The sequence below is a fragment of the Candidatus Binataceae bacterium genome (genome assembly GCA_035294265.1).
Classification (GTDB): domain Bacteria; phylum Desulfobacterota; class Binatia; order Binatales; family Binataceae; genus DATGLK01.
Map to the genome: position 1 here is coordinate 22185 of DATGLK010000015.1, position 13836 is coordinate 36020.

A 13836-nucleotide genomic window follows, 5' to 3' on the forward strand; every position below is an offset into this window, starting at 1 on the left:
GGAAACCAAAGGGCTGGGTTCGCAAGTCTAAAAAATACAACTGCGTGAAGGCCTCCTTGGCCGCGCAACCGCACCACCGACCAGACGTGGGTGTGGCGGCTTACGCGCGTAGCAATGGAAGCAGATATGAGCTGACATCGAGGGGGAGTGGCACCTTTTAGGCTGCGATTTGCGCCATCTCTTCGGATGTCAGCGATACGCGGAGGGCGCCAAAGTTTTCTTCGAAATGAGCTGGCGAAGAGGTTCCGGGAATGGGGATGATGGTGGGGGAATGGTGTAACAGCCAGGCCAGTGCGACTTGACCTGGGGTGGCATGATGGCGAGCGGCGATGGTCTGCAAATTGCCACCGGCTCGTGCAAGGTTGCCGACAGCGAGAGGAAAATAGGGCAGGAAAGCCAGCCCCTGCTTGGCGCAAGCTCGCATCACCTCTTCGTGGCCACGGTTGGTCAGGTTGTAAGGGTTTTGTACCGAAACCACCTTCGCGATCGACTGGGCCTGGGCCAATTGCTCTTGAGAGACGTTGGACAGGCCGATATGGCGGATCTTGCCAGCGGCCTGCAACTCCACCAACGCGCCCACGGACTCGAGCAAAGGGACGTTGGGATCGGGTCGATGGAGTTGGTAGAGATCAATCCGACCTAAACGCAAGCGGCGCAGGCTCTCTTCGCATACCCGCTTGAGATGTGCGGGCCGTCCGTCGGGGGTCCATTGCCCTGGACCGGGGCGCAACATTCCGCCTTTGGTTGCGATTACCAAACCGGAGGGATAGGGATGGAGCGCTTCGGCGATTAACTCTTCGGACACTGCCGGACCGTAGGAATCGGCAGTATCGATGAAGTTAACTCCCGATGCGACCACCTGGCGTAACAGGCGTTTGGCTGCTTCCAAATCACGCGGCGGGCCCCAGATACCGGCGCCGGTTATCCGCATCGCGCCAAATCCCAATCTTAGGATGTCCAGGTCACCTCCCAAGCGAAAGTTCGTGGAAATCGACGCTGTATTGTTTCCTGCTGCTTTGTTTTCCGACATGGCTTTTTCCTGGTTATGTAATCGGGTGGTTCCGGCAGACCCCGCTTGTCGCGCGCTTTCCTTTTCTCATGGTAAGTCTGCTTTGACTACCGGTCTAGTATCGCATGGGAAGTAGAGCGGCGTGGTCAAAAAAACGAGAGGGTTACGTAGCCAGCGGCCGGGCGGCCGCTGGCTACGCTGGCAAACAACAGCTCAGTCGCGCCCTTGACTGTCACGCCAATGGCGCATCAAAGCGTTGGAGGGGCGGGTTTCGTCGCGGATCTTTTCGGCAGCTTCGCGTCCTACCACTGGTAGCTTGGCGGGATCGAGCAGCCCCAATTGTACCAGCGCCGTGGCCTGGTCCCAGTGGATATGCTCGTGAACCAGCTTGTCGCCACGGAACTGGATTATGGCGACGGTGGGGATTTCAACATATTTGCCAGTGGGTGGAATACCGGGCAGCATGAAGTCAATTTCCTTGTCATGGGTGAAGCAAAAGAGTAATTCGTCCACTACTCGGTCGGGACCAACGGTGCGCGAGACCGGGACGATCTTAGTATCGGCAGGTAGCCCGGGTATAAAATGGTACTTGTAGAAGCGGTGGAGTTCGCGCTGCCCCACTCCGCCGGTCATCACCGGGACATGATTGACGTAGGGTTCGGCGACCATGGTCTTCATCGTGGCCTCGGGGTCGTGATACTTGAACTCGAAGTCGGCATGCCGCTCCCATAGCGCGCTCAAGTCGTAGCGAGGTCCGATTGCCTGGCGCAGCAGGCCCAGGGTATGGGAATGGGCCAGCAGCGAGCAGAAACGGTCATAGGCCGGGCGGGTGGGATTGTTGAAGCCATGGCCGGCGTCGGGATAGGTGCGAAACTGGGCCTGATCGTTCCCTTTGAAGGCCGCGACAATCGCCTCGCAGGCGGCCGGCGGCACGTAACGGTCCTGACCGGCGAAGTGGAAGAGGGCCGGGCAGCGAAGCGCGTCGGCTTCGGCCAGATGGCTTTCAATTCCTACGCCGTAGTAGCTGACCATGGCGTCTACTGGATGGCGCGCTGCGGTCAAATAGGCCAGCTTGCCGCCTAGACAGAAGCCCACCGCGCCCACTTTTCCCGTGCATTGCGCCATCGCCCGCAGGGTCCGCAAGGTATCGCCCACGTCTCGAATACCCTGGTCGAGGTCGAAGCGGTTGCTTAGCTCAAAAGCGCGCTTGAGTTCGGCCTCCGAAGAACCCAGCGAAACGTTGCGCTCCAAGCGCCAGTACAGATCGGGCGCGATAGTGACATAGCCTTCGGCGGCGTAGAGGTCGGCTACCTCGCGTAAGTACGGCGAGACCCCGAAGACTTCCTGGAGCAGCACCAGGCCCGGACCGCTGCCGCTTTCGGGTAGGGCCAGATAAGCGTCCATCCGGCCGCCATCGGCCGTCGTGACTGAAACCGTTTTCGCCATTGAATTCCTCCTACGGAAGCGGCGCCCAGAGCTGGCGCGGTTGGGTTATCCTATAGCAAGGCGCAATTTTGAAAGCACCCACAGCGGCGGTCAGCGCTGGTGCGCGGGACAGGGTTGTGGCAAATACAGGATGACCGGCCTGTCCACCGGTCCGATCACATTTGCACAGCTCACCATTGACGAGGTATCAGCCCGATGTTCACCAAACGTGCGCTCTCAATCGAAGACGCGCGCCGCGTGGCGGCCGCTGCGGTAGCCGAAGCCAAAAAAAATAATTGGAACGTCAGTATCGCGATCGTCGATGATGGCGCCCATCTTCTGTATCTGGAGCGGATGGATGGCGCGGCCAAGCCTAGTGCGCTGATTTCTCAGGAAAAGGCGCGTACGGCAGCCCTTTTTCGCCGTCCTACCAAGGCGATGGAAGAGACCCTTAACAGTGGCCGGCATGGTCTGCTCGCGCTGCCCGGGGTGACCCCGGTGGAAGGGGGCATTCCGCTGATGGTGGACAACGAATGCGTGGGAGCGATCGGGGCCTCGGGCGTTCAATCGGCGCAGGATGCTCAAATCGCAAGCGCCGGCGCGGCCGCCCTGGTGGGTTAGCTTCCAAGGGGTATCGGCTGCGGCTTGCAGCGGGCTAAACTGTGGCCGATGGTCTCTTCCCTGGACGCATTCCAGCCGCTTCTGCGCGATTGGTTCAGTGCTCGCTTCGGCGCGCCCACGCCAATCCAGGAGCGCGGCTGGCCGGCTATCGGCGCCGGTCACAACACCCTGCTGTGCGCACCCACAGGCAGCGGCAAGACTCTGGCCGCGTTTTTATGGGCGCTGGATCATCTGATCGGGCAAGCCTGCACGGAGGCGCTGCGCGAAGAAGTTTCGGTCCTTTACGTTTCGCCCCTCAAGGCCCTGGCCAATGACGTCCGGCTTAACTTGCAACGGCCGCTGGCGGAAGTGCACGAGTTGGCGAATCTGCGCGGCCAGCGGCTGGTTCCTATCACGGTCGGTTTGCGCACCGGCGATACACCCGCCGGCCAGCGTGGCGCAATGCTGCGCCATCCACCCCATCTGCTGGTAACCACCCCTGAATCGCTCTTTATACTGCTCACCTCCAGCCGCTTTCGCGAGAAGCTGGCGGCGGTGCGTTGGATAATTATCGATGAATTGCACGCGGTTGCGGCTAACAAGCGCGGTGCCCATCTGGCGTTAAGCCTGGAGCGGCTGGAACGGCTGGTAACCAGCCGCGGTGGCAGCCCGCCGGTCCGAATCGGGTTGTCGGCGACACTCAATCCGATCGAAGAACTGGCAAATTTTCTAAGTGGCACCTACGAACTTCAGGGGCGGCGGCAAGCGCGGCCATGCCGAATCGTGCGCACCGATCAGCAGGCCCGCCGGCTGGATTTACAGGTGCTTGCGCCGGGACCAGAACTCGGTCCGATCGCCACCCATCAGCATTGGGAAGCGATGTATGACCGTATCGCCGAGCTGATCGGGCAGCATCGCACCACCTTGGTCTTTACCCTGAGCCGGCGCTGGGCCGAACGGTTGGCGCTGGCCCTGCAACAGCGTCTGGGCTCCGAGGCCGTGCTGGCCCATCACGGCAGCTTGGCGCGGGCCCAGCGCTTCGCCGCCGAGCAGCGGCTCAAGCGCGGCGAATTGCGAGCGATTGTCTCTACCTCCTCGCTGGAATTGGGAATTGACGTGGGGGCGGTAGATCTGGTTTGCCAGGTCGATTCTCCAAAGTCGATCGCTGCCGCGATCCAGCGCATCGGCCGTGCTGGCCACGCTCTGGGGCAGACCCCAAAGGGACGTTTGTTCGCGTTGACGCTGGACGATTTGATCGAATGCGCGGCCGCGGTCCTTGCGATTGGCGAGGGGCGTTTGGAGGTAATCGAGATTCCGCCTGCCAGTCTTGATGTCGCGGCCCAGCAGATTGTAGCGATCGCGGCCGAAGAGGGCGAGATCAGTGAGGGGGAACTGCTGGCCTTGCTGCGCGGCGCCTACAATTTCCGCGATCTGGAGCGCTCCCAATTACATGCGCTGCTGGAGCAAATGGCGCGACCTTCGCGTGCGCGCATCAAAGGTGCCGGACCGCGCATCTTCTATGATTGCCAGGCCGGCTTGGTGCGCCCACGCCGGGGCGCGCGGCTGATTGCGATTACCAACGCCGGCACGATCGCCGAGGTCGGCAACTACGACGTGGTGATCGAATCCAGCCAGCATCGGGTGGGTGACGTCGAGGAGGATTTTGCCCAGGAGGCGACCCGCGGCGATATCTTCGCGTTGGGTTCAATGCCATGGCGGATAAACGGCATCTCGCGCGGCCGCTTGATGGTTGAGGTGGCGCCCGGGATGGCGCCGACGTTGCCGTTCTGGCAGACCGAAGCCGCCGGGCGTAGCGCGGCGCTGTCGGATGCGCTGATCAAGTTGCGGGGCGAGATCGCTTGTCGCCTGAATGAACCAGCGGCGGCGATACGCTTTCTGATCGATGAATGCGCGATGGAGCAGCGGGCCGCAGCCCAAGCCGTCGATTATGTGCGGCGAGGGAAGGGCGCGCTGGGTGTTCTTCCCGACCGGCAAACCTTGGTGGCCGAGCGCTTCTTCGACGGTCTGGGGGGGACCCAGATAGTCCTGCATTCGCCGCTCGGGATGAGACTTAATCGCGGCTTTGGCTTGGCTCTGCGCAAGCGGCTATGCCAGTCATTCGATTTCGAAATCCAGGCCTCGGCCACCGACGACGGGATTTTGCTGGCGCTTAACTCGCGCCACAGTTTTCCGCTGGAGGAAATTTTCCATCTGCTGACGCCGGCCAATGTGCGTATGGCTTTGACTCAGGCGGTGCTGGCCGGTCCGATGTTCGAGCTGCGCTTGCGCCATGTCGCCAATCGCGCATTGGCCCTGATACGCAACGACAAGGGACGCAAAGTGCCGCCCTACTTGACCCGGCTGCGGGCTCAGGAACTGATCACCGAGCTGTTTCCCGCCCAGCAGGCCTGCCTGGACAATCGTCCGCCCGACATCGAAATTCCAGACCACTATCTGCTTACCGAGGCTTTGTTCGAAGCCTGTCAGGAATCCACCGACCTGGCCGGCTTGACCGAGCTGCTCGAGGGGATCGCGCAGGGGCGGGTACGCACCGTCGCGGTTGATTCGTTGGCGCCTTCGGTCTTTGCCCAGCGTCTGCTGCTGGCTACCGATTATTCGTTCCTCGACGATGGCGAGCGTGCCAACCGGCGCAGCCGCACGGTGCAGATGAATCGGGCGGTAGCGGCTGAGGTGCTGCGCACCGAGGACGTGGGCGAGATGCTGCTGCCCGCGGCGCTCGAGCAGGTGGCTGCTGAAGCAGGCCATTTAGCCGCCGGTTGCCAGGCGCGCGATCGCGATGAGCTGCACGAGATGATTCGCGCCCATGGGGCCTTGGATCGGGCCGAGCTCGGTCCGCGCGTGACCGGCGATGCCAGCGTAATGGTGGCAGCGCTGCTCGCAGCCGGCCGCCTAATCGAGCGCTCGCTGCGTCATCGGGTGGCGCCGGTATTGATCGCAAGCGAAGATCGCGCGCTATTCGAGGCGGCTTACGATAGCGCCAGAGAAGCGGCGGGAGAGCTAGCTTGCGAGCAGGCACGGCGCGAATTGGTGTGCCGCACGCTTCAATGCAGCGGTCCGATCGCCAGCGAAACGCTGGCGCGAGCAGCAGGGTTTTCCGTCGCCGAAACCGAGCGCTATTTACTCGCGCTGGAGGCCGGTGGCGGTGTTTTCCGCGGCCGTTTTGGCGCCGGCGGCGAGAACTGGTGCGAGCGCTCTAATCTGGAGCGGATCCATCGCTTGACGTTGGAAGGTCTGCGCGCTCGGGCCCAGCCTTGCGACGATCGCGAATACGTCGCGTTTTGCCTACGCTGGCATCACATCGGCGGCGCAGGATTGCCGTCGGGTGCGGAGGCGGTGGAGTCGGTGCTGGAGCAGATGGCGGGGCTCGCCTTCGCGCCTGCGTTGTGGGAGAGCGCGATTCTACCCGCACGCATCCCCGACTATCGTCCCGAGTACCTGGATCTGCTTTGTCTCGGCGGTGAGTATGTCTGGCTAGCCGAGCCCGGGGGCGATGGGGGATGGCCGCGGGCGATCAAGTTCCTGCCTCGCCGAGCCCTGCCCTGCGCGCCTGTCGCGATGCCTGACGATCCCAAGGAGCGCGCGGTATTAGAGGGGTTGCGAAGCGCAGGTGCCCAGTACCTGGATCAAATTGCGCAGCGCGCCGATCTCTCCGAGCGGGACACGCTGCGCGCATTGTGGCGGCTGGCGGCGGCAGGTTTCGCCAGCAACGATGCCTTCGCGCCCTTGCGGCTGCTGGCTAGTGGCGCCCGCCCGGGGCGTGCGTTGGAAGCCGAGGCAGGCCGGCGCGTGAGTCGCTTCGATGCCGGCGTACGGGCCCGTCTGCGCGCCGGCCTGGGCGGCCGCTGGACGGCGCTGGCGGTTGGGAATGGTGCCTCCAGCGGCTCGATTGGCGAGCACGCCTTGCGGCTACTGCGCCGTTACGGCCTGATCTCGCGCGAGATTGCAAGTTGCGAGGATGGGCCGTCATGGTCGGATTTGCGCACTGAACTGCGCCGGCTTGAGTATGCGGGCCAAATTCGCGCCGGCTATTTCGTTCGTTCGCTCTCCGGCGAACAGTACGCCTTGGTTGAGGCGGTCGCGATGCTGGAAAGCGCACGCAGCGATGAAAGCCACGATCGTAGGCAGGCGCCGGTCGCACTGGCCGCTTCGGACCCCGCTAATCCGTTCGGAGCGGCGCTGGCGGGATGCGGCGTGGCGCGCGAGGCAGACAACGTACTGGTCTTCGCGGCAGGCCAGCCGCTGCTCGGCTTAGCCGGCCGCGAGTTGCGCCTGCTGCGCGAGATTGAGCCCGAACAACTGGCGCTCGCGCTAACGGCAATCATCCGCCTGCGCCCGCGCCTTAGGCTGGAACGAATCGACGGCCAGCCTGCGTTGCAATCGCCGGCGGTGGTGGCGCTTGCGGCTGAAGGTTTCCATTCCGACGGCCGGGCGCTAGTTTATGACGGTCTGCCGGGGCCGCTACCGGCGCGCGCCGGCGGCGTGAGCGGCAACCGTTTGTTGACGCGTCGATCCGCGCTATCCTAACGTTTTCTTCCGTCCAACTGCACGAGGATTGGAGCTAATGACTAAGGACAGTTTTGGCGCGCGTGCGCCGCTAGTAGTCGAGGGACAGCGCTATACCATTTATCGGCTCGACGCCTTGAACCGACAAGGCTTCGACTTGAGCCGGCTGCCCTACTCGATTCGGGTCATGGTCGAGAACGTCCTGCGGCGCGAGGATGGGGTCAACGTGACCGCCGAGCAGGTCAAGGCGGTAGCGGGTTGGACTCCCAAGCCCGCCGAGCGCGAGATCTCCTTCATGCCGGCGCGGGTCCTGCTGCAGGATTTCACCGGCATCCCGGTGGTGGCCGATCTGGCCGCCATGCGCGACGCGGTGCGGCGTTTAGGCGGTCAAGCCGCTCGGGTCAATCCGATCCAGCGCGTCGATCTGGTGATTGATCACTCAGTGCAGGTCGATTATTTCGGCAGCTCCACCGCGCTTTTGCGCAATGCCCAGTTAGAGTTTGCGCGCAACAAAGAGCGCTACCTGTTTTTGCGCTGGGGGCAGGCCGCCTTTGACAATCTGCGTGTGGTTCCGCCCGATACTGGGATCGTCCACCAGGTCAACCTCGAGCACCTGGCCGCGGTGGTTTTCGTCTCGCCTGCCGGCGAGGCTTATCCCGACACCGTGGTTGGGACCGACTCGCACACCCCGATGATCAACGGCTTGGGCGTCGTGGGTTGGGGCGTGGGCGGAATCGAGGCCGAGGCCGCGATGTTGGGGCGCTCGGTGCCGATGCTGATTCCCGAAGTAGTGGGCGTGCGGCTGTTCGGCGAGTTGGCACCTGGCGCCACCGCCACTGATCTGGTGCTGACGGTGGTCCAGATGCTGCGGGCGCGCGGCGTAGTAGGCAAGTTCGTCGAGTATTACGGCCCCGGTATTGCCACCTTGCCGATCGCCGATCGCGCCACCTTGGGCAACATGTCGCCCGAATATGGGGCGACGATCGGCTTTTTCCCGGTAGATCAACAGACCCTAGACTATCTGCGCCTGACCGGGCGCTCCGAGCAGCAGATCAAACTGGTCGAGGCCTATACCAAGGAGCAGGGGCTATTCTACACACCCGAGGCGCCGGTGCCGGTGTTCAGCGATCACTTGGAGCTGGATTTGAGCACCGTCGAGGCTAGTATCTCGGGGCCGCGGCGGCCGCAGGACCGGGTGGCCTTGCGCGAGGCCAGGCGCGATTACCGTGCCCAACTGGTCAAGGAGATCGTCCAGTCCAACAGTTCTATCAACGCGCAAAACGCGGCACGCTGGGTGGCCGAAGGGGGCCAGCCGGGCGTGGCAGAGGAGCCCATTCCCGTCGCCGAATTGGAGCACCTAACCCGCCGGGTCAAGGCGCGGGCCGATGAAGGCGAAGTTGAAGTCGGCCACGGCTCGGTGCTAATCGCGGCCATCACTAGTTGTACCAATACCTCCAATCCCTCGGTTTTGCTGGGGGCTGGACTACTGGCCAAGAAGGCAGTGGAGCGCGGACTTTCCACTCGCCCATGGGTCAAGACCAGCTTGGCGCCGGGCTCTAAAGTGGTCACTCAGTATCTCAAGCGAGCCGGGCTGTTGCCCTATTTGGAGCAGCTTCGCTACCACGTGGTCGGCTACGGCTGCACCACCTGCATTGGCAACAGCGGTCCAGTAGCCGAAGGGCTGGCCGCGGCGGTGGCACAGCATCATCTGGTCACCTGCGCGGTGCTCAGCGGCAATCGCAACTTCGAGGGGCGGATCAATCCGGTGGTCCGCTTCAACTACCTGGCTTCGCCCCCGCTGGTGGTGGCCTACGCGCTGGCCGGAACGCTGGATTGGGACCCTGCCACCCAGCCGCTGGGCGTGGGCAAGGACGGCGAGCCAGTCTATCTCAAGGATATCTGGCCCAGCGCCGATGAGATCCGCCAAGCGATGGCGGGGGCAATCGACTCCGCGATGTTTCGCCAGGAGTATGCCCACGTCTTCGAGGGCGACGAGCAATGGCGGGGGCTAGCGGTACCAACGGGCGAATTATTTGCCTGGCAGGCGGATTCAACCTACGTCAAGGCGCCGCCATTCTTCGATGGGATCGGCCCCAAGCCAACGCCGCTGAGCGATATTCGCGGCGCGCGGGTTCTGGCTCTGTTGGGTCATAGCGTGACCACGGATCATATCTCTCCCGCCGGCACGATTGAGGCCGATAGCCCGGCGGGCAGATATCTGATTGACCATGGCGTGGCGGTGCGCGACTTCAACACCTACGGCGCGCGCCGGGGAAATCATGAAGTGATGGTGCGCGGGACGTTTGCCAACATCCGCCTGCGCAACCTGCTCGTGCCCGGAGTCGAAGGCGGCTACACCGTCCATCTGCCCGACGGGGCCCAAGGCTCGATCTATGACGTCTCGCAGCAGTACATCAAGGAAGGGGTGCCTTTGTTGCTGATCGCGGGTAAGGAATACGGTTCGGGCTCCTCCCGCGACTGGGCTGCCAAGGGACCGCAGTTACTGGGAGTGAAGGCGGTGATCGCCGAGAGCTACGAACGTATCCATCGCAGCAACCTGGTTCAGATGGGTGTGCTGGCGCTGCAATTCATGCCTGGGCAGGGACGTGAGAGCCTGGGGCTGACTGGTCGCGAGAGCTACTCCATCGCGGGTGTAGCCGCGGTCAAACCTGGACAAAAACTCAAGGTGGTGGCCGAAGAAGACGGCAAGCGGAAGGAATTCGAAGTGCTGGCACGGGTGGATACACCCGAGGAAGTCGAGTACATCCGCCAGGGTGGGATTTTGCCCTACGTCCTACGCGAGCTGATTGCGTAAGGGCGAGATCTTCTATTTGCGGCCACCCGGCCCGCCTCGCCGATAGGTGGGTTGGGTGGCGCGCCGCCAAGTGCCATGGCGACCGAGCTTGCTGGGTATGCCCCTGCCCGCGTGGCACTTGCAAAGCAATTTCGCCAGCGAGCACTCCCAGCTTGTGCCTTATGCCCAAGGCCTCAGGCGCGACGGCTGTGGTCCAAAATGCTTCCCCTTCCATCCCTTTCGCCGAGGGGGCCAAAACTTCAACGTGGCTCTAAACCGTCGGACTTATACAAGCGGGCGTCAGTGTCACTTGGCATCGGCGGCTAGCGAAGCGGCATAACAGCCGCACCACGGCGTTGTTGATCTCGGCCAGAGCTTCGCCACGATAACCGACACTGTCGGCGCCGCGCCGGCGCATCATGCCCATCGTAGAGAGCCGCAGCAGTGCCGACACTCCCTGATAATAGCGTAAGCGGGGCAGATCCATCGGTGCCATCGCGTGGTACAGCGCCAGGTACAGGCCGTAGTAGAGCCGACGCAGGAAGTTGCCGGCGGGGTTGTCGCGCAGCCATCGTGGATCAGCCATCGCGGTAGTCCATAGGATGGTCGAGGTGGTTGCCACATCAAGATGACGATCGCCGAAATCGTAGGAGACCCAATCCAGAACTCCGCGCAGATGCCGTCCCTGGGCAATCACATTGAGGGGATGGTAATCGAGATGGAGTAGCGCGGGGGTGGTGGCAGAGAAGGCGCCGGCGCCGGCCCGCGCCAGGTGCAGGACCGGTGTCAGATCGGGTAGCGGACCGATAGTGGCGCGCTGCTCAATGGTTTGCAGGACGCGCTCCAGCAAAGAGGAGGTTGGCGATTGCACGCTTGCCAGCATCGGCGCCCCCTCGGCCAAGCCCAACGGCGCGGTTGCCAGCCGATGGAGCCGGACGTGGGCACGTACGAAAGGGATGAAAGCCGCCGAGAAGCCGTACGCGGCGTGCAGGAAGCTTGTCGCACCAAGCATGGGCGAGCCGCTCAACCGCGCCATTATGAGAAAGGGGGTGCCCAACGGCCGCGGATCCAGCTCGCACAAATAAGGGCAGGGGACGGGGAAGCCAGCCGCGCTCAGGGCCTTGAGCGCGGCGTATTCGCGCGCGCCCTTGCGAAGCGCAAGCGCGCCTTGGTAGCAGCGCAGGACCAGGGGCTGGCTGGCGGGGAGGGCATCATGGTGAGCACCGGCGGGCAGGCTGAACTGGTAGATGATGGTCTCCCAGCCACCAGCCAGGAGGCTGAATTCTACCGGCCGCAGGCCGAGATATTCGGCCAAGCCATTGGCCAGGTTAGTTTCCTGCTCCATCGCGACTCAGGAGGTTAGGCGGCGAAGCGAGCCGGTTCAAGTCAAACTCGTGACTATTTGTGTTCATCTGGCGCGTCGTTGAAAGTCACGCCGGATCTGCAACCAGGGGGGTAAGGCGGGTTTTGATGGCCGCTTACAAAGCGCGGCGCTAGACTTCACAAATGTGCGGTGTCTGCCGATGAAGGCGCTTGCGAGCAAGGTTAGAAGCAAGAGATCCACGGTGGTCGCGATTGAAGCCGCGCGCCGGCGGTTGCGACCGAGGGCGACGATGGCGCGCGCAAAGCTCAAGGTGCGGTTGCTGCTGCCGATGGCCTTGGTGATAGCCGCCGCCGCATTGATCGCGGGGGTGGTGATGAGCCTGAGCTACAGTGCGCACGGGAATTATGATTTGGCGGTTTTGGCGCCATTGTGGCTGCTCGGTCCCGGCCTGGTGCCGCTGCTAGTTGCGCTTTTGGATCGGCGCGAAAAACGTCGCGTGCCTACGCCGCCCTTGGTGCTGTCCCTGATGCGTCGCCCACGCCGCGCCCGCTAGCCGGGAAGGCGCTCGCCAGCCACATGTGGGGCGTCATGAAATTCGCGTTGGGAGTTCCGCGCTCGCTTGGAACTTATGCTGTTGGAGGACAGGTTGTTTAGGGGGCGGGAGACTCGGGAATGGTGGGATGCTGACCACCGCCCTCTTGTAATTTTTTTTGCATCAACGAGGAAATCAGCGGTCCGTGCGTATTGCTGATATCGATGGCAGCTTCCACCGACAGGCCCAGGCGCAATTGCTTATCGGGGGGAGCCGGCTTATCGAAGACGATCTTGACCGGTACCCGCTGCACGACCTTGACCCAGTTGCCAGTGGCATTTTCGGGTGGCAGCAGTGAGAAGGCGGCACCGGTGCCAAGCGCGATGGAATCGACCCGGCCCTCGAAGGTGAATCCGGGGTAGATGTCGGCGCTAACGGCGACCGGTTGCCCTACCCGCACATAGGTCAATTGGTTTTCCTTGAAATTGGCGGTCACGTACAAGCTGTCCACCGGCACAATCGCCAGCAGCGGCTCACCGGCTTCCACCCGGTTGCCGGGGTCGACGTTCTTGCGGGTGATTACCCCCCCCAATGGAGCATTGATTTTGGTGTAGGAGAGATTGAGCATGGCAGTTTTGAGCTCGGCTTCGGCCTGTTTGACCACCGGCAGGTCGTAACGGGCATGATCGGCTACGTCGCCGCCCAAGGTGGCGCGCGCGCGGACCACGCCCTGTTGCGCCAGGGCCAGTTCGGCTTGGGCTGCGCGGTAAGCGGTCAGAGCCTGATCGTAGGATTGTTGCGAGATCACTCCGGTGGCCAACAAGGCCTTGGCGCGTTCGTAATCGCGCTTGGTCTGATAGATTTGGGCGCGCGCCAGCCGCACCGCGGCCCCAGCCTCGGTCAATTGGGCGAACTGCTCGTCGACCAGCAGGCGGGCACGTGCCAATTGCGCCCGCGCCTGTTCCACCGCCACCGCGTATTTTTTGTCGTCGAGGAGAACCAGCGGGTCGCCCCGTTTAACGATCCAATTGTCGTCGATAAAAACGCTTTTGACAGTGCCATTGATGCGCGAGGAGATCAGCACCACCTGGCCGTCGACGTAGGCGTCGTCGGTTGAGACGTGACTCATTTCAAAGCGGTAGTAACGCAGAGCCGGGCGGAAGCCCACTATTATCACGGCGATAATGACCGCGACCAAAACTACACGCTTAATTGAAATTCGCTGCATTCCCGACAATCCGCCATCAAGCCAGCGGTGCTTTAGGCAGACTGTCGCTTACTATGCCCCACGGCGTGATATCAGGCGATAGCGTACCCGCGTGGCGCCGGCCTCACGGGCATTGCGAAACCAGGCTGATCGAGGTTCCAACTTGGGTCTCTTTGAGCTGACCATTGATCATCAGGTCTATGACCATCGGCTTGAGGGTATAATTGGTGGTCTTCACGAACACGCCGTCGATCTGACCACGCGCCTGCCCCACCAGGTAAAGCGAAGGGGCGATGGTCGCATTCTGGTAAGCGTTATTGTTGCTTTCCACCAGGCTTTGGTAATAGTCGCCGGCAGGCGCATTGACGTAGAAGCGGGCGTCGCATTCAGGCGGCGGCGCGATGGCGGAGAGGGTCTGGCC

General features: G+C 62.7%; 9 protein-coding genes. 4 read left to right on the forward strand and 5 right to left on the reverse strand.

Features of this window, described 5'->3' with window-relative positions; translation table 11 throughout:
- Nucleotides 1–157: 157 nt before the first annotated feature.
- Nucleotides 158–1030, reverse strand: coding sequence for an aldo/keto reductase (locus VKV28_02705; protein ID HLH75694.1), 873 nt, complete (start codon nucleotides 1028–1030; stop codon nucleotides 158–160).
- Nucleotides 1031–1222: 192 nt separating this feature from the next.
- Nucleotides 1223–2455 carry a dienelactone hydrolase family protein gene (locus tag VKV28_02710; GenBank protein HLH75695.1) on the reverse strand — a complete coding sequence of 411 codons (1233 nt, stop codon included), beginning with the start codon at nucleotides 2453–2455 and terminating at the stop codon, nucleotides 1223–1225.
- A gap of 195 nt (nucleotides 2456–2650) precedes the next feature.
- Here VKV28_02710 and VKV28_02715 point away from each other — a divergent pair, with 195 nt between their 5' ends.
- Genes VKV28_02715 through acnA form a run of 3 tightly spaced genes read left to right on the forward strand, consistent with a single transcriptional unit; the run spans nucleotide 2651 to nucleotide 10373 of the window.
- Nucleotides 2651–3055 (forward strand): heme-binding protein, encoded by a 405-nt coding sequence (locus VKV28_02715; protein HLH75696.1) that lies wholly within the window; start codon nucleotides 2651–2653, stop codon nucleotides 3053–3055.
- 48 nt (nucleotides 3056–3103) lie between these two features.
- The gene (locus VKV28_02720) at nucleotides 3104–7579 is read left to right on the forward strand and encodes a DEAD/DEAH box helicase (GenBank protein ID HLH75697.1); all 4476 of its coding nucleotides are present in this window, start codon (nucleotides 3104–3106) and stop codon (nucleotides 7577–7579) included.
- A 37-nt stretch (nucleotides 7580–7616) separates the two neighbouring features.
- A complete protein-coding gene (acnA, locus tag VKV28_02725) occupies nucleotides 7617–10373 on the forward strand; it encodes an aconitate hydratase AcnA (protein HLH75698.1) in 2757 nt (918 codons plus the stop codon).
- A 250-nt stretch (nucleotides 10374–10623) separates the two neighbouring features.
- On the opposite strand, the gene VKV28_02730 is transcribed toward acnA, so the two are convergent.
- The gene (locus tag VKV28_02730; protein ID HLH75699.1) at nucleotides 10624–11697 is read right to left on the reverse strand and encodes a phosphotransferase; all 1074 of its coding nucleotides are present in this window, start codon (nucleotides 11695–11697) and stop codon (nucleotides 10624–10626) included.
- A gap of 268 nt (nucleotides 11698–11965) precedes the next feature.
- Between VKV28_02730 and VKV28_02735 the strand changes: the two genes are divergently transcribed.
- A complete protein-coding gene (locus VKV28_02735) occupies nucleotides 11966–12229 on the forward strand; it encodes a hypothetical protein (protein ID HLH75700.1) in 264 nt (87 codons plus the stop codon).
- Nucleotides 12230–12326: 97 nt separating this feature from the next.
- On the opposite strand, the gene VKV28_02740 is transcribed toward VKV28_02735, so the two are convergent.
- Together VKV28_02740 and VKV28_02745 are read right to left on the reverse strand one after the other, a co-directional pair.
- Entirely contained in the window at nucleotides 12327–13436 is a 1110-nt protein-coding gene (locus VKV28_02740) for an HlyD family secretion protein (GenBank protein HLH75701.1), read from the reverse strand.
- A gap of 103 nt (nucleotides 13437–13539) precedes the next feature.
- Nucleotides 13540–13836: hypothetical protein (locus VKV28_02745; GenBank protein ID HLH75702.1), on the reverse strand; the 297-nt coding region annotated here is incomplete at its 5' end.

Excerpts from the sequence above, each read along its gene's own strand:
- VKV28_02705 (HLH75694.1), bottom strand. The coding sequence starts at position 1,030 with ATGTCGGAAAACAAAGCAGCAGGAAACAATACAGCGTCGATTTCCACG.
- VKV28_02710 (HLH75695.1), bottom strand. The coding sequence starts at position 2,455 with ATGGCGAAAACGGTTTCAGTCACGACGGCCGATGGCGGCCGGATGGAC.
- VKV28_02715 (HLH75696.1), top strand. The coding sequence starts at position 2,651 with ATGTTCACCAAACGTGCGCTCTCAATCGAAGACGCGCGCCGCGTGGCG.
- VKV28_02720 (HLH75697.1), top strand. The coding sequence starts at position 3,104 with ATGGTCTCTTCCCTGGACGCATTCCAGCCGCTTCTGCGCGATTGGTTC.
- acnA (HLH75698.1), top strand. The coding sequence starts at position 7,617 with ATGACTAAGGACAGTTTTGGCGCGCGTGCGCCGCTAGTAGTCGAGGGA.
- VKV28_02730 (HLH75699.1), bottom strand. The coding sequence starts at position 11,697 with ATGGAGCAGGAAACTAACCTGGCCAATGGCTTGGCCGAATATCTCGGC.
- VKV28_02735 (HLH75700.1), top strand. The coding sequence starts at position 11,966 with ATGGCGCGCGCAAAGCTCAAGGTGCGGTTGCTGCTGCCGATGGCCTTG.
- VKV28_02740 (HLH75701.1), bottom strand. The coding sequence starts at position 13,436 with ATGCAGCGAATTTCAATTAAGCGTGTAGTTTTGGTCGCGGTCATTATC.